Annotated in this window: 17 protein-coding genes; 5 read left to right on the forward strand and 12 right to left on the reverse strand. The window is 62.3% G+C overall.

Translation table 11 applies throughout. The annotated features are described in order from the left end of the window. Positions 1-110 precede the first annotated feature (110 nt). Genes FIV38_RS04670 through asd form a run of 3 tightly spaced genes read left to right on the forward strand, consistent with a single transcriptional unit; the run spans position 111 to position 3397 of the window. Positions 111-1646: an HDOD domain-containing protein gene (locus FIV38_RS04670; protein ID WP_029299137.1), complete on the forward strand. Its 1536-nt coding sequence runs from the start codon at positions 111-113 to the stop codon at positions 1644-1646. Positions 1647-1704: 58 nt separating this feature from the next. Then, complete coding sequence (locus FIV38_RS04675; protein WP_070996439.1) at positions 1705-2520, forward strand: rhodanese-like domain-containing protein; 816 nt, start codon at positions 1705-1707, stop codon at positions 2518-2520. A 16-nt stretch (positions 2521-2536) separates the two neighbouring features. Continuing rightward, the gene (gene asd / locus FIV38_RS04680; protein ID WP_070996440.1) at positions 2537-3397 is read left to right on the forward strand and encodes an archaetidylserine decarboxylase; all 861 of its coding nucleotides are present in this window, start codon (positions 2537-2539) and stop codon (positions 3395-3397) included. A gap of 140 nt (positions 3398-3537) precedes the next feature. On the opposite strand, the gene serB is transcribed toward asd, so the two are convergent. Next, entirely contained in the window at positions 3538-4752 is a 1215-nt protein-coding gene (serB, locus tag FIV38_RS04685) for a phosphoserine phosphatase SerB (RefSeq protein ID WP_092233037.1), read from the reverse strand. Between the two features lie 133 nt (positions 4753-4885). On the opposite strand from serB, the gene FIV38_RS04690 reads away from it, so the two are divergent. After that, complete coding sequence (locus FIV38_RS04690; protein ID WP_092233034.1) at positions 4886-6418, forward strand: AhpA/YtjB family protein; 1533 nt, start codon at positions 4886-4888, stop codon at positions 6416-6418. A gap of 189 nt (positions 6419-6607) precedes the next feature. On the opposite strand, the gene FIV38_RS04695 is transcribed toward FIV38_RS04690, so the two are convergent. From FIV38_RS04695 to FIV38_RS04735, 9 genes are all read right to left on the reverse strand, one after another. After that, entirely contained in the window at positions 6608-7315 is a 708-nt protein-coding gene (locus FIV38_RS04695) for a PqiC family protein (RefSeq protein WP_029299146.1), read from the reverse strand. A gap of 176 nt (positions 7316-7491) precedes the next feature. Further along, complete coding sequence (parC, locus tag FIV38_RS04700; protein ID WP_057437367.1) at positions 7492-9756, reverse strand: DNA topoisomerase IV subunit A; 2265 nt, start codon at positions 9754-9756, stop codon at positions 7492-7494. A 10-nt stretch (positions 9757-9766) separates the two neighbouring features. Beyond that, positions 9767-10288, reverse strand: a complete 522-nt coding sequence (locus FIV38_RS04705; RefSeq protein WP_029299149.1) for a retropepsin-like aspartic protease family protein — start codon at positions 10286-10288, stop codon at positions 9767-9769. Next, positions 10285-11280 carry an esterase-like activity of phytase family protein gene (locus tag FIV38_RS04710; RefSeq protein WP_092233031.1) on the reverse strand — a complete coding sequence of 332 codons (996 nt, stop codon included), beginning with the start codon at positions 11278-11280 and terminating at the stop codon, positions 10285-10287. Before FIV38_RS04710 ends, FIV38_RS04705 begins: the two co-directional genes overlap by 4 nt. Beyond that, positions 11280-13184: a DNA topoisomerase IV subunit B gene (gene parE, locus FIV38_RS04715; protein ID WP_032862074.1), complete on the reverse strand. Its 1905-nt coding sequence runs from the start codon at positions 13182-13184 to the stop codon at positions 11280-11282. Before parE ends, FIV38_RS04710 begins: the two co-directional genes overlap by 1 nt. A gap of 44 nt (positions 13185-13228) precedes the next feature. Beyond that, positions 13229-13837 carry a YqiA/YcfP family alpha/beta fold hydrolase gene (locus tag FIV38_RS04720; protein WP_029299153.1) on the reverse strand — a complete coding sequence of 203 codons (609 nt, stop codon included), beginning with the start codon at positions 13835-13837 and terminating at the stop codon, positions 13229-13231. Positions 13838-14312: 475 nt separating this feature from the next. Beyond that, positions 14313-15128, reverse strand: a complete 816-nt coding sequence (gene cpdA / locus FIV38_RS04725) for a 3',5'-cyclic-AMP phosphodiesterase (RefSeq protein ID WP_092233029.1) — start codon at positions 15126-15128, stop codon at positions 14313-14315. 97 nt (positions 15129-15225) lie between these two features. After that, entirely contained in the window at positions 15226-15675 is a 450-nt protein-coding gene (locus FIV38_RS04730) for a DUF1249 domain-containing protein (RefSeq protein ID WP_092233027.1), read from the reverse strand. Then, the gene (locus FIV38_RS04735) at positions 15666-16283 is read right to left on the reverse strand and encodes an NUDIX domain-containing protein (protein WP_092233025.1); all 618 of its coding nucleotides are present in this window, start codon (positions 16281-16283) and stop codon (positions 15666-15668) included. Before FIV38_RS04735 ends, FIV38_RS04730 begins: the two co-directional genes overlap by 10 nt. Positions 16284-16485: 202 nt before the next feature. On the opposite strand from FIV38_RS04735, the gene FIV38_RS04740 reads away from it, so the two are divergent. Next, complete coding sequence (locus FIV38_RS04740) at positions 16486-17232, forward strand: RsiV family protein (RefSeq protein WP_029299159.1); 747 nt, start codon at positions 16486-16488, stop codon at positions 17230-17232. On the opposite strand, the gene cytX is transcribed toward FIV38_RS04740, so the two are convergent. Next, the gene (gene cytX, locus FIV38_RS04745) at positions 17201-18490 is read right to left on the reverse strand and encodes a putative hydroxymethylpyrimidine transporter CytX (RefSeq protein ID WP_092233024.1); all 1290 of its coding nucleotides are present in this window, start codon (positions 18488-18490) and stop codon (positions 17201-17203) included. The genes FIV38_RS04740 and cytX overlap by 32 nt on opposite strands. 154 nt (positions 18491-18644) lie before the next feature. Then, positions 18645-20534 (reverse strand): phosphomethylpyrimidine synthase ThiC, encoded by a 1890-nt coding sequence (thiC, locus tag FIV38_RS04750; protein ID WP_032862087.1) that lies wholly within the window; start codon positions 20532-20534, stop codon positions 18645-18647. Positions 20535-20598 lie beyond the last annotated feature (64 nt).

Here is a 20598-nt window from a genome sequence, read left to right on the forward strand (position 1 = left end):
TCTTCTTCTACTTATCGGCAAAACTGCGCCAGACTATAGCCCGTTAAGGCGAAAAGCCAGTTCGGCCCGCTCCGGGCGTGTTGACCGCAAGTGATGATCGCGCCCCAATCATGGCAAACGAAACGACAGTCCCAACTACAAAACCCAACTCTCTGGCCGGCTGGATAAAGCGCCTGGACGAAATTCACCTGCCCGTCCCGCAAGCGAGCCACATGGCCGTGTGCAAGGCCATCGGCGACAGCCGCCGTTCGTTGCGAGATATTGCAGAGCTGATGCAAGACAGCCCGGCACTGGTCCTGAGCGTCATGCGCGAAGCCAATAACCAGGCCCACGGCAGCCTGGCGGAACCCGCAGAAAACCTTGAAGTGGCGATCAACCGCCTCGGCCTCAAGCGCACCGAAGAATTGCTCGCACGCCTGCCGTCAGTGCCACTCAATGAAATCCCCGTGGCCCTGCGCCAACTGCAACTGATCAGCCAACATGCCTCGCAGCAAGCCAGCGGCCTGTTCGCCAGCCGCCTGGCGCGCCTTTGGCAGGATATCCATTGGGGCAGCCTGCTGTTTCTCTCGCCGCTGTGGCCGATGGCCGTGGCCTACCCCAAGCTCCTGGAAGAATGGGAACTGCGGGTGATCCACAAGGGCCAGTCGGCACGCAAGGTCGAGCAGGAGCTGTTTGGTGTGCGCCTGCTGGAGCTGTGCCTTGGGCTGACCGAGGCCTGGCGCCTGCCGATCTGGGTGTCCCAGGGCTACCAACTGCTGCTCAAGGAACAACGTTTGCTGGTCAAGGCCCTGCACATCGCCCGCGATGAAGTGCCGCTGAGCCAGCAGCAAAAACTCGATGACGACCCCGCGTTGCGCCGCTGGCTGAACCAGCCGGCCAACACCGTGCTCCTGGCCAATGGCATGGCACTGGCGGCGCAAGAGTCCTGGACCTGCCCGCACACCCAGCGCTGGCAGTACCTCACGGCGCTGTACCTGCAACAACCGCTGGCCGATGTGCAGCAGCAAGTGCACCAACAGGCCGCCATCAGCGCCCGCCATACCCTGACCCCAGGCCTCTGGCATCCTGCGCTGGCGCTGATCTGGCCATGGCATGTGCAGCGTGTGCATCGCGGCCTGCTGCCAGCACCACCACCCACAGCCGAAGCCCTGGCGATCTGGCGCAAGCGGTGCAGCGAGTTGCTGGTAGAGCCGAGCCGCTTCGCCAACGCCATGCACTTGACCACCTGCGCCAAGGAGGCCCTGGTGGCCAGCGGCATGCAGCGCGTCATGCTGCTGATGGCCGACAAGGCCCTGACCATGTTGCGCGTGCATCAGGTCGACGGCCTGCCCAAGGACGCCGCCAACCTGAGCCTTGAGACCGCACAAAGCACGCTGCTGCAACGCTTGCTGGAGAAATCTGCACAGGTGCGCCTGACCCCGGACAATCACGCACAATTCGCGGCGCTGCTGCCTGCCTCCGTGCGCCGCCTGTTCGTGGGCGAGCACCTGCTGTTGCGCTCCCTGAGCTGTAACGGCCGGGTGGTGATGTTGATGATTGCCGACCAGGGCGGCGGGCCGTTCTCCGAAACCACCGTGCAGGCCTTCGGCAAAACCGCCCAATGCATCGAGAAAGCCCTGCACTGCTTTACCAACCGCACCACCTGATGCTTGCGATACAATCGCCCTCTTTTATCGCCCAAACCTAGTGCCCGGGAGACCTCACATGCCTGACTTTTCTGGCTTGCCGCTGGTGATCGAGCCCAGCGATCTGCTGGGTCGCCTCGCCGCCGAGCAGTTGATTCTGGTGGACCTCACCAGCGCCGCCCGTTATGCCCAAGGGCATATCCCCGGCGCGCACTTCGTTGATCCCAAGCGCACCCAACTGGGCCAGCCACCCGCGCCGGGGCTGTTGCCGGCCAAGGCCGACCTGGAAAAGCTGTTCGGCGAACTGGGCCACACCCCGGACGCCACCTACGTGGTGTACGACGACGAGGGCGGCGGCTGGGCCGGGCGGTTCATCTGGTTGCTCGACGTGATCGGCCACAAGAAGTATCACTACCTCGATGGCGGCCTGCTGGCGTGGCTGGATGAACAGCATCCTGTGTCCACCGAGGCCGTTGCCGCCGTCGCCGGGCCGGTCAGCCTGACCCTGCACGACGAGCCCACCGCCACCCGCGAGTACCTGCAAAGCCGCCTCGGCGCTGCCGACCTGGGGATCTGGGATGCACGCGGGCCGCTGGAGTACTCGGGGGAGAAAGTCCTTGCGGCCAAGGGCGGGCATATTCCCGGCGCAGTGAACTTCGAATGGACTGCGGGCATGGACACGGCGCGCAACCTGCGAATCCGCCGCGACATGCCGCAGATCCTCGAAAGCCTGGGCCTGACCAAAGACAAAGAAATCATTACCCACTGCCAGACTCACCACCGTTCTGGCTTCACCTACCTGGTGGCCAAGGCGCTCGGTTATCCGCGAGTCAAAGGTTATGCCGGTTCCTGGGGCGAATGGGGCAACCACCCCGACACCCCCGTCGAGATTTAAGGTTTAAGGACAGTTCATGAAAAAGCGTTTGTTTATCCTCAGCCAGTACCTGCTGCCCCATCACCTGCTGTCGCGCCTGGCCGGCTGCATTGCCGAGTGCCGCGTGCGCTGGTTCAAGAATGCCTTCACCACCTGGTTCGCCAAACGTTACCAAGTGGATATGTCCCAGGCACTGGTGGAGGACGTGACCGCTTACGAGCACTTCAACGCCTTCTTCACCCGTGCCCTGAAAGACGGCGCGCGCCCATTGGACCCGACCCCGGGCGCGGTGTTGAGCCCGGCAGACGGCGCAGTCAGCCAACTCGGCCCGATTGAACACGGGCGCGTGTTCCAGGCCAAGGGCCACAGTTTCAGCGTGCTGGAATTGCTCGGTGGCGACGCGGCCGTTGCTGCGCCCTTCATGGGCGGTGACTTTGCCACCATCTACCTGTCGCCGAAGGACTACCACCGCGTGCACATGCCATTGGCCGGCACCCTGCGGGAAATGGTCTACGTGCCTGGGCGGATTTTCTCGGTCAACCAGACCACCGCCGAAAACGTGCCGGAGTTGTTTGCGCGTAATGAGCGAGTTGTCTGCCTGTTCGATACCGAACGCGGCCCGATGGCCGTGGTATTGGTGGGCGCGATGATTGTGGCGTCGATCGAGACCGTATGGGCTGGGTTGGTAACACCACCCAAGCGCGAGTTGAAAACCTTCCGTTACGACGAAGCCGCCCGTGCGCCGATCCACCTGGAAAAAGGTGCGGAACTGGGGCGCTTCAAGCTTGGCTCCACGGCGATCGTGCTGTTTGGCCCGGACCAGGTGCAGTGGGCGCAAGAGCTGGCGGCAGGCACGCCGGTGCAGATGGGCCAGGGTATCGCGCTGCCGAAAGCCTGATCCCCCAGCAGATTTGAAGCTGCAACCCAATCAATGTGGGAGCTGGCTTGCCTGCGATGACGATGGTAAATCCAACACCGCTATCGCAGGCAAGCCAGCTCCCACATTTTCGATCCCATTCCTACAAGGGGATCGGGTGCTTATAGTTGGCCGTCGCGGTCGCGAAAGCCCAACAGATACAGCACACCGTCCAACCCCAACGTCGAAATCGCCTGCTTGGCCGACTGCTTGACCAACGGCTTGGCACGGAACGCGACGCCCAACCCGGCGATAGCCAGCATCGGCAAGTCGTTGGCACCGTCGCCGACCGCAATGGTCTGCTCCAGACGCAAACCTTCCTTGTGCGCCAACTCCCGTAGCAGATCAGCCTTGCGCTGCGCGTCGACAATCGGCTCGACCGCCACGCCCGTCACCTTGCCATCCACCACTTCCAACTCGTTGGCGAACACATAGTCGATGCCCAGCTTGGCCTGCAATTGCTTGGCGAAGTAGGTAAAGCCGCCCGACAGAATCGCCGTCTTGTAGCCCAGGCGCTTGAGCTCGGCGAACAGGGTCTCGGCACCTTCGGTCAAGCGCAGGGATGCACCGATGGAGTCCAGCACGCTGACGTCCAGGCCCTTGAGCAGCGCTAGGCGCTCCTTGAAGCTGGCGCGGAAATCCAACTCACCCGCCATGGCGCGCTCGGTGATCGCAGAGACTTGCTCGCCAACGCCCGCCGCCTTGGCCAACTCGTCGATGACTTCGGCTTCGATCAAGGTCGAGTCCATGTCGAATACCGCCAGGCGGCGATTGCGCCGGAACAGCGAGTCTTCCTGGAAGGCGATATCGACGTTCAACTCCTGGGCGACGCTGAGAAACTCGGCGCGCAGGGCCTGCGGATCGGCCGGTTCGCCACGCACAGAGAACTCGATACAGCCCTTGCCCTGGTCCGCCGGCATATCCAGCGGCATACGGCCCGACAAACGGTCGATATGATCGATATTCAGGCCATATTGCGCGGTGATCGAACTGACCCGCTGCAATTGTTCGGCGGTCACCCGGCGCGTCAACAGCGTGACGATATGGCGTTTTTTACCCTGGCCAGCGACCCAATGCTGGTAATCCTCCTCGGAGACCGGGGTGAAACGTACCTGCTGATCCAGCTTATAGGCCGTAAACAGGATGTCCTTGAGCACGGACGAGGCTTGCTCAGTGCTCGGGATCTCGACCAGGATGCCGAACGACAGGGTGTCGTGGATCACGGCCTGGCCGATATCGAGAATGGTCACACCACCCTGGGCGAGGACACCAGTAATGGCTGCGGTAAGACCCGGACGGTCCTCACCTGTGATGTTAATCAGGACAATTTCGCGCAAAGCGCACCCCCGGGCTGGAAAAAAACCGCATTCTACCCACTTTCAGTGACCATCGGGCACAGCCAGCGCTTTGCCGGTCTTGGGCCTGTCGCTATACTGCGCGTCAACTTCACGGACCAAGAGCCGAGCGCAAGTGAACCGGCCCACGCCAGTAAAAACCGATAACTTCTTCCTGCTGATCTTCCGGGCACTGCGCCACCGCCGTGTACCGATCGCATTACGCATCGCCAGCCATAACGTGATCCTGGTCGCCTTGGCCCTGGTGATCTATGCGTGCGTGATGGGTTTGCAGTTCAAACAGGCCATGCACGAGCAAGCCGACGCCCTGGGCGAGAGCTTGACGACCCAGACCGCCACCTCGGCGACTGAGTTGCTGGTGTCCAACGACATCCTCAGCCTCAACGTGCTGCTCAACAACCTGACCAAGAACCCGCTGGTGGCCCACGCGGCCATCTACAGCGTGGACAACCGGATCATGGCCGAAGCCGGGCAACGCCCGAAGAACGGCCTGCTGGGTGAAGCCGAAGGCCTGTACCAGAGCAATATCACGTTTCAGGATGTGAAAGCCGGCCAACTGCGCATCAGCCTGGACATGCAACAGTTCCAGCAGCCGATGACCATCAGCCTGCAAAGCATGGGCATCCTCAGCGCGATCCTGCTGGCCTTGGCCCTGGCCTTGAGCCTGCGCCTGGGCCGGCATATCTCCACGCCCCTGATGCAGTTGCGCATCTGGCTGCGCGATATCGACGAGCACACCCCGGCCACTGACCGCCAGGATGAAATCGGCGACCTTGCCCGCCAGTTGCACACCAGCTTCGCTCCAGAGCCGGTGGTACAGGAGGTCGAGCCTGAACCGGAGTTTGACGACGCCGATTACGACGACGAACCCGAGTTTGAAGTGCGCAACCTGCGTGACCCGAGCTTCGACGAGTCGGCGCCGGTGGCCGGCCTCAAGCCAGTACCGCGCACAGTCATCAAGGCCGACGAAGACAGCCTGGACGATGACGACCCGTTTGCCGACCTGCGTGACGACTCAACGCCTGCAACGTTGCCGACCCCGACACCTGCCGTCTCCCAGAACACCCAGCCACAGCACAGCGCCGTACTGGCCGTACAACTGGGCGCCCAGGACCAACTGCGCCGCCTGCCCCGTGCACGCCTGACCGAACTGCTGGAACGCTACCGCGACTGCCTCGACCAGGCTGCCTCGCTGTACCAGAGCGAGTTGCACACCCTGAACGACGGCAGCACCTTGATGCTGTTCCACAGCGAAGACAGCGGCGAAGACTACCTGACCAATGCCATCTGCTGCGGCGAGCTGCTGCGGGCCCTGGGCCATGCGTTGCAAATTGAAGTCGCTGACAGCGGCATCACCCTGCAACTGCAACTGGGCCTGACCCTGGGCGACGACCTGTATGGCATGAGCCAGATCGACCTGCTGCTGACCGAAAACGCCCAGGACGCCCTGGCCTTGTCGCAACACAGCCGCAACCTGCTGCTGGTGGAGCGCAAGATCAGCGACGACGCGCTGATCCGCCAACGCGCGCGCATCCGCCCGATTGCCAGCCCGGAAGGCGCGTGCTGTGTAGAGCGGTTGATGGAGCCTTATCCGTCGATGCTGGAGCGCCAGTTGGCGCGGATGCATGAGACCCGCAACAAGCCCTAAAGAACACTGCAAAACAATGTGGGAGCGGGCTTGCCCGCGATAGCGGTGGGTCAGCCAGCACATGTATGGACTGGCACACCGTCATCGCGGGCAAGCCCACTCCCACATTTGATATTCACCGTGGCTTAATCCCGGACACGCAAAAAGGCCCGCTTACTCAGCGGGCCTTTTATTTGGCTGCGCTTGCGGTCAGAAGCGGAACACTTCCATGTCGGTGCGAATCGGCGAAGCCATTGGGATCTTCGGCTTTTCCGGGGCTGCCGGCTTGGCGGGTGCCGGGGCCTGTTTGCGCGGGGCTTCGGCAATCGGTGGCTGGTTGGCCAATGGCTTGAGGGCTACCGACAGCTGTTCTGCCAAACGCTGCAACAACACGCCTTGGGCCTGGACCTGGGAGGCCGTGCTGCCAGCATGCTGTTCCTGCAGATGCACGATGCGGTTGTCCCGCACCTGGCCGCGGCGGTCGATCAGGCGCCATTGCGCGTCAAGGATGGCCGGCTGCGACGCACCGGAATCCAGGCGCGTGATGGTCAGCAAGACCTGCACATCAGGCGAGAAGCTGGTGGGCGCCGGCGACAGCACCACACGCTGGCTATCCAGGTGGCCAGCCACCTGGCGCAGCATCAACTGGTTGATATCCGACGACAGGCTACCGGCCCAACGGCCGTCGATGGAGCCTTGCAGGCTGCCATCGTCCTGGCGTTGCAGCAGGGTTTCACGTTGCAGGTAATCGGCAACCACGACCGGCCCGAGCAACACCGCCATGCCAGCACTTTGCGCTGGTTGCGCAGGATTTCCGCTATCCAGCTGGTACAGCGACACCGGCTGGTGCGTGGTGCAGCCCGCCAACCCCAAAAGGCCAGCGAGCATCAAAAATAAAGGAAGGCGTGGAGCAGTCATCATCCCATCCAGGTGGCTGCCACAAGGCAAACCACAATGTAATACTAAAAATAACCTATACGCGCTCAGCCACGCCGGCGCTGGAAAGGCCATATCATCCGTGAATATGCGCCATGACTCCAGCGCGAAAGCGCCGATCTACGCGTTAAATCGTAGATCGGGCGCTCTATATCGCTTTAAGCGGGCGTTTCTACCAGCAATGCATCTACCCGCTGGAAGCCACGGGGCAATTTATTCCCACGGCGTCCACGTTCGCCCTTGTAGTGCTCCAGGTCGTCGGGACGCAGGGACAACGTGCGCTTGCCGGCCTGCAGCACCAGGGTCGAGCCTTCCGGGATCACTGCGATGTCGGTCACGTACTCTTCGCGACTGGCCACCCGCTCCCCTGGGATACCAATGATCTTGTTGCCCTTGCCCTTGCCCAACTGCGGCAGGTCGCTGATCTTGAACACCAGCAAGCGCCCTTCGGTGGTCACCGATGCCAGCCAATTGCCTTCGCGGTCCTCGACCGGACGCGGCAAGATCACCTTGGCGTTGTTCGGCAGGCTCAACAGGGCCTTGCCCGCCTTGTTCTTGGCCTGCAAGTCCTCGCCCTTGACCACGAAACCGTAGCCAGCGTCGGAGGCGATGACGTACAGCGAGTCATCATCAGGCAGCAATACACATTCAAAACTTGCCCCTGGCGGTGGCGCCAGGCGACCGGTCAAGGGTTCGCCCTGGCCTCGTGCAGACGGCAGGGTATGAGCCGGCACCGAATAACTGCGCCCGGTGGAGTCGATAAACACCGCAAACTGGTTGGAGCGCCCGGCCGCAGCAGTCTTGAATCCATCACCGGCCTTGTACGACAGGCCAGTGGCGTCAATATCATGCCCCTTGGCGGAGCGAACCCAACCCTTTTCCGACAGAACGACGGTAATTTTCTCGTTGGGCAACAGCTCGGTTTCGGTCAGGGCCTTGGCCTCGGCGCGCTCGACAATCGGCGAGCGGCGGTCGTCGCCATAGGTTTCTGCATCTTTGATCAATTCGCTGCGCACCAGCTTCTTGAGCTTGGCTTCGCTACCCAGCAGCGCTTGCAGCTTGGCTTGCTCCTTGAGCAAGGCGTCCTGCTCGTCGCGCAACTTCATCTCTTCCAGGCGCGCCAACTGACGCAAACGGGTATCGAGGATGTAGTCGGCCTGGATCTCGCTCAGCTCGAAACGCGCGATCAACTCGGCTTTCGGGTGCTCGGCGGTACGGATGATATGGATCACTTCATCCAGGTTGAGGTAAGCGATCAGCAAGCCGTCCAACAGGTGCAGGCGACGCTCGACCTTGTCCAACCGGAACTGCAAGCGGCGGCGTACGGTATTGACCCGGAACTCCAGCCACTCCACCAGCAGGTTGCGCAGGTTTTTCAGTTGCGGCTTGCCGTCCAGGCCAATGATGTTGACGTTGACCCGGTAACTGGATTCCAGCTCGGTGCTGGCAAACAGGTGCTGCATCAGCACTTCATGATCGACCCGGCTGTTGGTCGGAATGATCACGATGCGGCACGGGTTTTCGTGGTCGGATTCGTCACGCAGGTCAGCGACTTGCGGCAGCTTCGACGGCTTGGCCTGCATCAGCGCGGCAATCTGTTCCAGCACTTTGGCGCCGGAGACCTGGTGCGGCAAGGCGGTGACGATGATGTCGCCATCTTCGATGTGGTACACGGCACGCATACGCACCGAGCCCTTGCCGGTCTCGTACATTTTCAGCAGATCGGCGCGTGGCGTGATGATTTCCGCTTCGGTCGGGTAATCCGGGCCCTGGATATGCTCGCACAGCTGCTCGACCGTGGCCTTGGGCTCATCGAGCAGACGCACGCAGGCGGTGGCGACTTCGCGCAGGTTATGCGGCGGTACGTCGGTGGCCATGCCCACGGCGATACCGGTGGTGCCGTTGAGCAGGATATTGGGCAGGCGCGCCGGCAAGACCAGCGGCTCGTCGAGGGTGCCGTCGAAGTTCGGACCCCAGTCTGCGGTGCCCTGGCCCAGCTCGCTGAGCAGTACTTCGGAGTAGCGCGACAGCCGCGCCTCGGTGTAACGCATGGCGGCGAAGGACTTGGGATCGTCCGGCGCACCCCAGTTGCCCTGGCCATCGACCAGGGTGTAGCGGTAGCTGAACGGCTGGGCCATCAGCACCATGGCTTCGTAGCACGCCGAGTCGCCGTGGGGGTGGAACTTGCCGAGCACGTCACCGACGGTACGCGCCGACTTCTTGTGCTTGGAGTCCGCGTCCAGGCCCAACTCACTCATGGCGTAGATAATGCGCCGCTGTACCGGCTTCAAGCCGTCGCCGATATGCGGCAAGGCACGGTCCATGATCACGTACATGGAGTAGTTGAGGTAGGCATTTTCGGTGAAGTCAGCCAGCGACCGGCGTTCTACGCCGTCTAAGCTGTCTGCAAGGATGTCACTCATGCGGGCCTCATCATTGTCTGGTCTGGCGCAGCAGCATGGTGCCGCCGCGCTGGGTAAATTCAAGTTGTTTCAATGCGCTCATGCCCAACAGCACTTGCTCGCCACCCAGGCCAGGCGCCACCAGGGCGCGTACGTCCTGCAGGACGATATCGCCCAGTTGCAGGCGCTCCAGGTGGGTGCGATAGCCCTGGCTGCGGCCGTTGGCGGTGCTCAAGGTCACCGGCAAACCGCGCTTGAGCCCCAGGCGTTCGGCCAACTCGGCCGGTACCGCCACGTCGGTGGCGCCGGTATCGAGCATGAAATCCACCGGCTGGCCGTTGATCTGGCCAGTGGCGACAAAATGACCCTGGCCGTTGCCGACCAGTTTCACTTCTATATAACCCGCGTGTTGCTGCGAGGTGACCACGGCGTTGGGGTTTTCCTGACGCGCTTCCCATTGCCCAAAAAACCGTGTTGCCAGAAACAGCCCGGCGCCCCACGCCACGAACATCAATATGCGTCCGGCGCGCTTGCCAGGCGGCTGCGTACTCATGGCTGGGCACTCCAACCACCGGCCGGGGCAGCAAAACGATAGACCATCGGGCGTTTTTCACCGTCGGCCCGGGTGCCGAAGTTATTGTCGATGCCAATCCAGGCTCCGTCGCCGTCAATCAGCAAGGCTTCTGCCAGGCCGTAGCTCTGGGCGTAACGTCGGTTGGGCTGCAGCGCCTCGTCGGCGTACGACCAGCACAACTCGACCTTGGCCGTCACGCGGTCGCGCCGGCAGACCTGGAACGCATTGCGCTCCAAGGTAAACAACTTGCCATTGAACAGCGCCAGGTCGGCAAAGTCCTTGGACACCGCCTTGGCGCCCGGAAACTGCGCCGGCTGCATTTCCTGGCCGGCTTCGCTCAACAGTACGCAGGGGCCGTCGCAATCCCAAACGCTCTGCCCCCGCTTGATCGAAATCAGCCCGCGCCGCTCACGCTCGGCCGCCAGCCAGATCTGATTGCCCTCGGGGTTGACCGCCAGCCCTTCAAACAACGCATTGAAGTGCAGCAGCAAGCCACTGGCCCGCGCCTCGCGAACCATGCCAGGGGCAATCTTCAGCCACTCCGGATCGCCGCTTGCCGGCACTTGCAGCACCGCCGCGTGGGCTTCGCTGACGATATAACGATTACCGACGGCGTCACAGCTGATGCCTTCAAAATCCAGGTCGCCACCACGAATCACCGAAGCCGCCGTGGTGCGCGCGCGCAAGCCCCAGGGCAGGCCCGATTCAGGCACCGGCGGCACGTCGATCTTTACCGTCTCGGCCTGCCAGGTCTCGGCGCGGGTATCGAGGCGGTAGATCTGGTCGTCGTCGCGGTCAGAGACCGTCCACAACTCCTTGCCACACAAGGCCAGGCCCGACAGGTTACCGCCGCGCATGCCGTCTACCGGGTGTTCGGACAGCAGCTTGAGCTCGACCGCAGGCTGGGCCACGACCTGGGTCGCTGCCAACCCGCTCAACAACAGTATCGCCAGGGCGAAACCGCTGCGCATCAGCCCAATACCTCGGCCAGGTTGCCTTTGGACTCCAGCCAGGCCTTACGGTCGCCGGCGCGCTTCTTGGCCAGCAACATGTCCATCATTTCCGAGGTCGCGGCGTAGTCTTCCAGGGTCAACTGCACCAGGCGCCGGGTGTTCGGGTCCATGGTGGTTTCCCGCAGTTGCGGTGGGTTCATTTCACCCAGGCCCTTGAATCGAGTGACTTGCGGCTTGCCACGCTTCTTCTCGGCCACCAGGCGATCGAGGATGCCGTCGCGCTCGGCTTCGTCCAGGGCGTAGTAGATTTCTTTGCCCAGGTCGATACGGTACAGCGGCGGCATCGCCACGTAGACGTGCCCGGCATCCACCAGCGGGCGGAAATGCTGGACGAACAGGGCGCAGAGCAAGGTAGCAATGTGCAAGCCGTCGGAGTCGGCGTCGGCGAGGATGCAGATCTTGCCGTAGCGCAACTGGCTCATGTCCTCGGCGCCGGGATCCACGCCAATGGCCACGGCGATGTTGTGCACTTCCTGGCTGGCGAGCACTTCGCTGCCGTCGACTTCCCAGGTATTGAGGATCTTGCCGCGCAGCGGCAGGATCGCCTGGAACTCCTTGTCCCGTGCCTGCTTGGCCGAACCGCCGGCGGAATCACCTTCCACCAGGAACAGCTCGGAGCGCATCGGGTCCTGCCCGGCGCAGTCCGCCAGCTTGCCGGGCAATGCCGGGCCCTGGGTGATGCGCTTGCGCTCGACCTTTTTGCTGGCCTTGAGGCGACGCCCGGCGTTGTTGATCGCCAGCTCGGCCAGGGCCAGGCCCAGTTCCGGATGCTCGTTGAGCCACAGGCTGAAAGCATCCTTGACCACACCCGAGACAAACGCCGCCGCCTCACGGGACGACAGGCGCTCCTTGGTCTGGCCGGAGAATTGTGGCTCCTGCATTTTCATCGACAGAACGAAGGCGATGCGCTCCCAGACGTCTTCCGGCGCCAGCTTCACGCCGCGCGGCAACAGGCTGCGGTACTCGCAGAATTCGCGCATGGCATCCAGCAGGCCCTGGCGCAGACCGTTGACGTGAGTACCGCCTTGGGCTGTGGGGATCAGGTTGACGTAGCTTTCCTGGACACTGTCGCCACCCTCGGGCAACCACAGCAAGGCCCAGTCCACGGCCTCCTTGTTACCGGCCAGGCTGCCGCAGAAGGGCTCGTTGGGCAGGCGCTCGAAGTCGCTGACCGAGTCTTCCAGATAGGAGCGCAGGCCGTCTTCGTAGTGCCACTCGACCTTTTCGCCGGTGCCTTTGTCTTCAAAGCTGACCAGCAAGCCCGGGCACAACACGGCCTTGGCCTTGAGTACGTGCTTGAGGCGGCTGATGGAGAATTTCGGGGAATCGAAGTATTTCGGATCCGGCGCGAAGTACACGCTGGTCCCGGTATTGCGCTTGCCGACAGTGCCGACGACTTCCAGCTCGGTAGCCTTGTAGCCATCGGCGAAGGTCATCTGGTATTCGTTGCCGTCGCGCTTGACCTTGACCCGCACTTGCGTGGACAGGGCGTTGACCACGGAAATACCCACACCGTGCAAGCCGCCGGAGAATTGGTAGTTCTTGTTGGAAAACTTGCCGCCGGCGTGGAGCTTGGTGAGGATCAGCTCGACACCCGACACGCCCTCTTCGGGGTGGATATCCACCGGCATGCCGCGCCCGTCGTCGGACACTTCCAGGGAATGGTCGGCGTGCAGAATGACCTGGACCGACTTGGCGTGCCCGGCCAAGGCTTCGTCGACGCTGTTGTCGATGACTTCCTGGGCAAGGTGGTTCGGCCGACTGGTGTCGGTGTACATGCCGGGGCGTTTGCGCACCGGGTCGAGGCCCGAGAGGACTTCGATGGCGTCGGCGTTATAAGAGCTAGCGCTGGGAGTGGCCATGGGGTCTCGTCGTGAGTCGTTCGATTAAAAAGTAACCTGCGGTTTCACAATGCGGTGAAATCGAAGGATTGGTACTGATCTGCGCCAATGCCGGCAAAACTCAACAGGGCCGGTAACTGTCGGCCAAAGCCCTGGTAACCGTGGTCGCCGCCAGCCTGGATACGCAAGGCACAGGCCCGGTAATACTGCTCGGCGAGGCGATAATCCAGTGTTTCGTCCCCGGTCTGCAACCACACCTGATAGCGCTGGGCATCCTGGGGCGCTGCAACCTCAAGCTCAGCCAGGGCCGCGACGTGATCGTGGGTCAATTCCCAGGTCTCATCGGTGTAAAGGTTCTTCTGGGTGCCCAGGTAACCGTCGAACATGCGATGGGGGCTGACCGCCGGGTTGACCAGCAGGGCCTTGAGGCCATGGCGTTCGGCAAGATGGGTTGCATAGTAGCCGCCGAGTGAGCTGCCGACCAGCAGCGGCCGCCCCAGCTCGCCGATCGCCTGCTCCAACTGGGCAATCGCCTGGCGTGGATGGTGATGCAGGGCCGGCACCCGCAGTTGGTCGGCCAGCCCGAGACTGTCCATCACGCCCATCAGGTAGCTGGCCTTGGTCGAGGCCGGCGCGCTGTTGAAACCGTGGATATACAAGATCGAAGCGGACATGCCGGGCTCTCCGTGCGTTATCGGCCAAAGGGGCGCAGTTTACAGGGAATGACGCGGTGTGAGCAGGGTTACTGCCGAACGCGGCCTGCCAGGGGTGTGGGAGCGGGCTTGCCTGCGATAGAGGTATATCCGTCATGGATGGGTTGGCTGACACTCCCCTATCGCGGCATCGGTATCTACACAACTTTCAGAAACTGACGATCTTCCCTGTGGCGAGCGGGCTTGTCGGAACGCCGCATCGCCCGCGCTGGGCTGCGAAGCAGCCCCAAAAAGCCCCCCGCGTTTCTTCAGATAAACCGCGATGGCCTGCTTTAGGGCTGCTTCGCAGCCCAGCGCGGGCGATGCGGCGTTCCGACAAGCCCGCTCGCCACAACAGCCCTATCTGCCTGGGGTTATGCGATGCAGCAAAGTTGTGTAGAAACCTATGCCTATCGCGGGCAAGCCCGCTCCTACATTTTGATGTGTGTTTGCAGGTTTAGTAGCCGTTGCTGCCGTAATCCACGGTAAAGCTGAAACCTTCGACCCGTTCTACCCCAGTTTCCAGCCGCCCGTCCGGGTGCAGACGCAGCCAACGATAGCCAGGCGCCTGTTCGCTGACCTTGAAATCCTCACTGCCGGGGGCGAACTGGATGCAGGTGGACGGCGACGCCAGCAAGCGCACGCCATTACGCTGGCGGTCGATCTCCTGGTGCACATGCCCCCACAACACCGCCCGCACCTGGGGAAAACGGTCGAGCACGGCAAACAGCGCCTCGGGGTTGCGCAAACCGATGGGCTCCATCCAGGCACAGCCGATGGGCACGGGGTGATGATGGAAGCACACCAGATGATGGCGACCCGGTGCTTCACTCAAGGCTTGCGCCAGCAATTGCAGTTGCGGCTCGGCCAGATAGCCCGGCACCGAGCCCGGCACGGCGGAGTCCAGCAAGGTAATGCGCCAGTTGCCCACATCCACCACCGACTCCAGCAACGCGCTGCCCATGGTCGCCTGGGCCATGACCTGCGGCTCATCGTGATTGCCCGGAATCCAGCGCGCCGGGGCGCCAATCTGCTGGCTCAGGTCGCGAAACAGCTGGTAGGACTCAAGCGTACCGTCCTGGGACAAGTCGCCGGTGGCCAGCAGCAAATCAATCTGCGGTTGCCGGGCCCGCACCAGCTCGATCACCCGTTGCAGGCTGTCGCGGGTATTCATGCCCAGCAGCGTGCCGTCGGCCTCGGCAAACAGGTGGCTGTCAGACAGTTGCACCAGCAACGCCGGCGCATCGGGGTTCACGGTGGATACGCTCGGCAAGGCGTTCTCCCAGGGCAATCACATAAATGGACAATGGGTGCAATTATGCTGGGGCAGGACACAAAGAGGAAAGCCGTCAAACGCACGCCGTCGAACGCTATCGGACGACTTCAAACTCATGGCCCAGGGCCAGACAATGACTCAACCATTCACCGAGGAACACATTGAGCTGTGCTTTCTCATCGGGCTGGTGCATGAACACATTGGGGTAAGGATAGATGCTGCGAAAGCGCCGTGCATGTTCGGCGCTGACCACTTCGGCCATTCGCGCATCGTGATACACCTGCACTTCCAGCTGCGGCACCGGCAGCCACGGCAGGCTGTGCTCCTGGCGCACGCGCAGGGTGCTGGTGTACGGGCAAGTGAGGATGACTTCCAGGGTCAGCACGCCGAGCATCTGGTCACCGTGGGTCACGGCGATCCGTCGTGCTTCGGGCGTATGGCGCATGTCCGGCAACAGGCGCATCAGCCGCGCATAGTTGGCCTCGCAAGCGGCTTGCAAGCCGATCAGGTCGACCCGGTAGCGTTCCCGTGCCTTTACTGCCATAACCCCCTCACTTCCGCGCGATTAAGCGCAAGCCATTGCAGGGCGATAATGCTGGCTGCGTTGGAAATTTTACCGTCGCGTACCGCTTGCAGGGCATCTTCAAAGGCCCACACGGTAACGCGGATATCTTCTGCTTCTTCGGCCAGGCCATGGATACCGCCAGCACCGCTACTGTCGCAACGTCCCAAAAACAGGTGGACGAATTCGGTGCTGCCCCCCGGCGACGGGAAATACTTGGTGATCGGCCATAGCGCAGAGAAGGTCAGCCCAGCTTCCTCCTCGGCTTCGCGGTGCGCAACCTCCTCCGGTTGCTCGTCTTTTTCGATCAGACCGGCAACCATCTCCACCAACCATGGATTGTCGGTGCGGCCCATGGCGCCAACCCGGAACTGCTCGATCAACACCACTTCATCGCGTTGCGCATCGTAGGGCAGGACACAGACGGCATCGTGGCGGACAAAAATCTCGCGGTTGATCACCGGGCTCATGCCGCCGTCGAACAGCTCGTGGCGCAGCTGTACACGATCAAGCTTGTAGAAGCCCTGGTAGGCATTGTCGCGCTGAACCACTTCAAATCTGTTCGGCGTCGATTTCGCACTGTCGGTCATATCAACCCTCGTTTATTGCGGTGTGTGTCTCGGCATCGCGCCATCCTACAGCGCCCGCGCCCGTCGGTGCAGCCCCTTTCCTGTTGCCGGGACAGGCGGCGGCGGTCAAACTCACTGTAATCAGCTTAGTGGCGAACTGACTGGGATGCCGACAGTCGAAGCCCCATATCTTTCGCTCTTCTCCGCTTTATGAAGGACGCCCATGTCGCTGTTAAAAGTCGCCTCCGTGGCCTGTATTGCCTTGACGCTCGGCGCTTGCCAGAGCCTGTTCCAACCCAGCTACCGCGCGCCGCTGGAAGCCACCCGCGATGCATCCGAAGTGGTGCAACCGGGCTGCACCACTGCCGATTGCCCACTGGTGAACATCGATACGGTGCATTTCGCCAACGAGCCCAAGCTCGACGCCTTGATCGAGCAACGCCTGCTGGAAATGACCCGCACCACCCCCGGCGCGCCACTGCCGGCGTCGCTGAACGCCTATCGGGAAAAATTCCTGCGCGAGTCCGGCCCACGCAACAGCATGTACTTGCAGGCCAAGGTACGGGAGCAGCATGACGGCTTGGTGATCATCGAACTGTCCAGCTACCTGGACACCGGCGGCGCCCATGGCGAACCTGGCCGCGGCTTCATCAACTACTCACGCCAACAGCAAAAAAACCTGACCCTGGCGGACATGCTGCGCCCCGGCAAGGAAGACGCGTTCTGGAAAGCCGCCCAGGTAGCCCACAACAGTTGGCTGATCAGCACCCGCCTGAGCCTGGAGCCGGAGTACGTGAAAAGCTGGCCCTTCCAGAAAACCCCGAACGTGGCGCTGACCTACGGCGCGGTGGTACTCAAGTACCCTACGACCACCATTGCGCCCTACGCCATGGGCCACGTCGAGTTGCAGATTCCTTACACGCGCCTCGACGGCATCATCAAGCCGGAGCTGGTGCCCGTACGCCCCTGAAGGCGCGCCCGAGGATAAATTGCAGCAGCCCTGCCAGCGCCAGTGCCGGTAGGGTCGCGCCAATATCCGGGTACAGATTGGCCAGCAGATGATAGGTGCTGATACCGCCCAGCCAGGCCAGCAGCGCCGGCCAGCGCAGGCTTGCAGGCCGCGCCTGGCCACGTCGGCGCAGGATGAAGTGGTCTACCAGCACCACGCCAAACAGCGGCGCGAATACCGAGCCGATCAACAGCAGGAAATTCTGATACTGGGCCAAGGGCGCGAAGCAGGCGATCAGCGTGCAAACAAGCCCGATCACCAGTGCCAGGTGTTCGACTTTCACCCGTAGCAGCATGCCGCTGGAGACCGCCGCGGAGTGGATATCGGCGAAGGCGTTTTCTGATTCATCCAGCAGAATCAGCAACAGCGGAATCCCCAGGCCAGCCCCGGCCAATGCCAGCAGCAGCGCGTTGACTTCACCACTGGGCGCAAACGCCAGGGTGTAGGCCACGCCCAGGCTCATCAGCCAGAAGTTACCGATAAAAAAGCCCAGGGCCGTGCCGCCGAACACCCGCGTGGCGCGCTTGCCGAAGCGTGAGTAGTCGGCAATCAGCGGCAGCCAGGACAACGGCATGGCAATGGCGATATCAAACCCGACGGCAAACGGCAGCGAACCATCGCCCGCCTGGGCCCACAACGCGGCCAGGTCGGCCTTGGCGAACAGGTTCCAGGTCAGCCACAGGCAGGCCGCCAGCAGCAGCCAGATCCCCCACTTGCGCAGGATCTTTCGCACGAAGGTCAGCGGGCCACTGACCGCCAGCAAGGTGGCGAGGCCGCCGAAGAACAGCGTCCAGAGCAACGGGCTGGCCCACAGACTGCCTTCGTTGAAGGCACGGGTGCCCAGCAGGCTGGCGGCATCGCGCATGACGATGATTTCGAACGAGCCCCAGCCAATCAGTTGCAGCAGGTTCAACAGCGCCGGCAGGCTAGCGCCTTTGGCGCCCAGGCTGAGCTTGAGGGCGGCCATGGACGATAGGCCGGTGTCACTGCCGATCACCCCGACGGCGGCCAACAGCAGCACGCCTACCAGGGTGCCGAGAGAAATCGCCAGCAACGAGCCCGACAGACCCAAGCCAGGCGCCAGCAACGCGCCGGTCTGCAGGACCATCAGACCGATGCCGAGGGAGAACCACAGGGAAAACAGATCGCGGGCGCCAAAAACACGCTTGTCTATGGGGACGGCAATGTCGGGAGAGTAGGTACTCGGTTGAATGCTCAAGGGTGGAATCTCTGAGGAGTATCTGTTGTTTGAGAGATTGCTTTCGCGAGCAAGCCCGCTCCCACACTCGATCGAGTTCCACCTCTGGAATGCGGTCGAGTGTGGGAGCGGGCTTGCTCGCGATGAGGCCCTTACAGGCGCCCGCGATCTCGGATCAGACCTTTTTGTAGAGCTGGCTGCCTTCCTGCTTGAACCGTTCTGCCTGCTCGGCCAAGCCCTTGGCCACATCCACATCCACCGCCTCGATGCGCTGGTTGGCCGCGTACTCACGCACTTCCTGGGTAATCTTCATCGAGCAGAATTTCGGCCCGCACATCGAGCAGAAATGCGCGACCTTGGCCGAATCCTTGGGCAGGGTTTCGTCGTGATAGGAGCGCGCGGTGTCCGGGTCCAGGCCGAGGTTGAACTGGTCTTCCCAGCGGAACTCGAACCGCGCCTTGCTCAAGGCGTTGTCACGGATCTGCGCGCCTGGATGGCCCTTGGCCAAATCCGCGGCGTGGGCCGCAATCTTGTAGGTGATGATGCCGGTCTTCACATCATCCTTGTTCGGCAGGCCCAGGTGTTCCTTGGGCGTGACGTAGCAGAGCATCGCGCAACCGAACCAGCCGATCATCGCCGCGCCGATGCCTGAGGTGATGTGGTCGTAGCCCGGTGCAATGTCAGTGGTCAGCGGGCCGAGGGTGTAGAACGGCGCCTCGTCACAGCACTCCAGTTGCTTGTCCATGTTCTCCTTGATCAACTGCATCGGCACATGGCCCGGGCCTTCGATCATGGTTTGTACGTCGTGCTTCCAGGCGATCTTGGTCAGTTCGCCAAGGGTTTCCAGCTCGCCGAACTGCGCGGCGTCGTTGGCGTCGGCAATCGACCCCGGGCGCAGGCCATCGCCGAGGGAGAAGCTGACGTCGTAGGCCTTCATGATTTCGCAGATTTCATCGAAATGCGTGTAGGTGAAGTTCTCTTTGTGATGCGCCAGGCACCACTTGGCCATGATCGAGCCGCCACGGGAAACGATACCGGTCACCCGCTTGGCGGTCAGCGGTACATAGCGCAGCAGCACGCCGGCATGGATGGTGAAGTAGTCGACGCCCTGCTCGGCCTGTTCGATCAGGGTGTCGCGGAACAGCTCCCAGGTCAGGTCTTCGGCAGCGCCGCCGACTTTTTCCAGGGCCTGGTAGATCGGTACGGTACCGATCGGTACCGGCGAGTTGCGGATGATCCACTCGCGGGTTTCGTGGATGTGCTTGCCGGTGGACAGGTCCATCACGGTGTCAGAACCCCAGCGAATGCCCCAGGTCAGTTTCGCCACTTCTTCTTCGATGGACGAGCCCAGGGCGCTGTTGCCAATGTTGCCGTTGATCTTCACCAGGAAGTTACGGCCGATGATCATCGGTTCCAGTTCGGTGTGGTTGATGTTGGCCGGGATGATGGCGCGGCCACGGGCGATTTCTTCGCGCACAAATTCGGGGGTGATGATTTTCGGCACGCTGGCGCCGAAGCTGTGGCCGGCGTGTTGCTGGGTCAGCAGGCCGGCCGCGCGGGCTTCTTCAAGCTTCATGTTTTCGCGGATGGCGACGTATTCCATCTCGGCGGTAATGATGCCCTGGCGCGCGTAGTGCATCTGCGTGACGTTGGCCCCCGCCTTGGCGCGGCGTGGGTTCTTCACATGGGCAAAACGCAGGGCGGTCAGCTCGGCATCGCTCAGGCGCTGCTGGCCGAAGTGCGAGCTCAGGCCGGACAGGCGCTCGGTGTCGCCACGGGATTCGATCCACGGCGAGCGCACATCGCCCAGGCCTTTGCGCACGTCAATAATCACGTTGGGGTCGGTGTACGGGCCGGAGGTGTCGTAGACCACCACGGGCGCATTGATCTCGCCGCCGAAGTCGGTGGGCGTCACGTCGAGACTGATTTCGCGCATCGGTACGCGGATGTCCGGGCGGGTGCCCTGCACATAGACTTTTTGCGAGCGGGTAAACGGCTGCACGGATCCCGAGTCAACCTTGGCCGACTCACTCAAATGCACGGTGTTTTTTAGTTTTGTACTCATCACGGGCTCTCCAGACACATCCAGGCAGTGGATTTTTGTCGGAGCGAACCTGTGACGGACGGAC

It is taken from the genome of Pseudomonas proteolytica, from assembly GCF_007858275.1.
GTDB lineage: Bacteria > Pseudomonadota > Gammaproteobacteria > Pseudomonadales > Pseudomonadaceae > Aquipseudomonas > Aquipseudomonas proteolytica.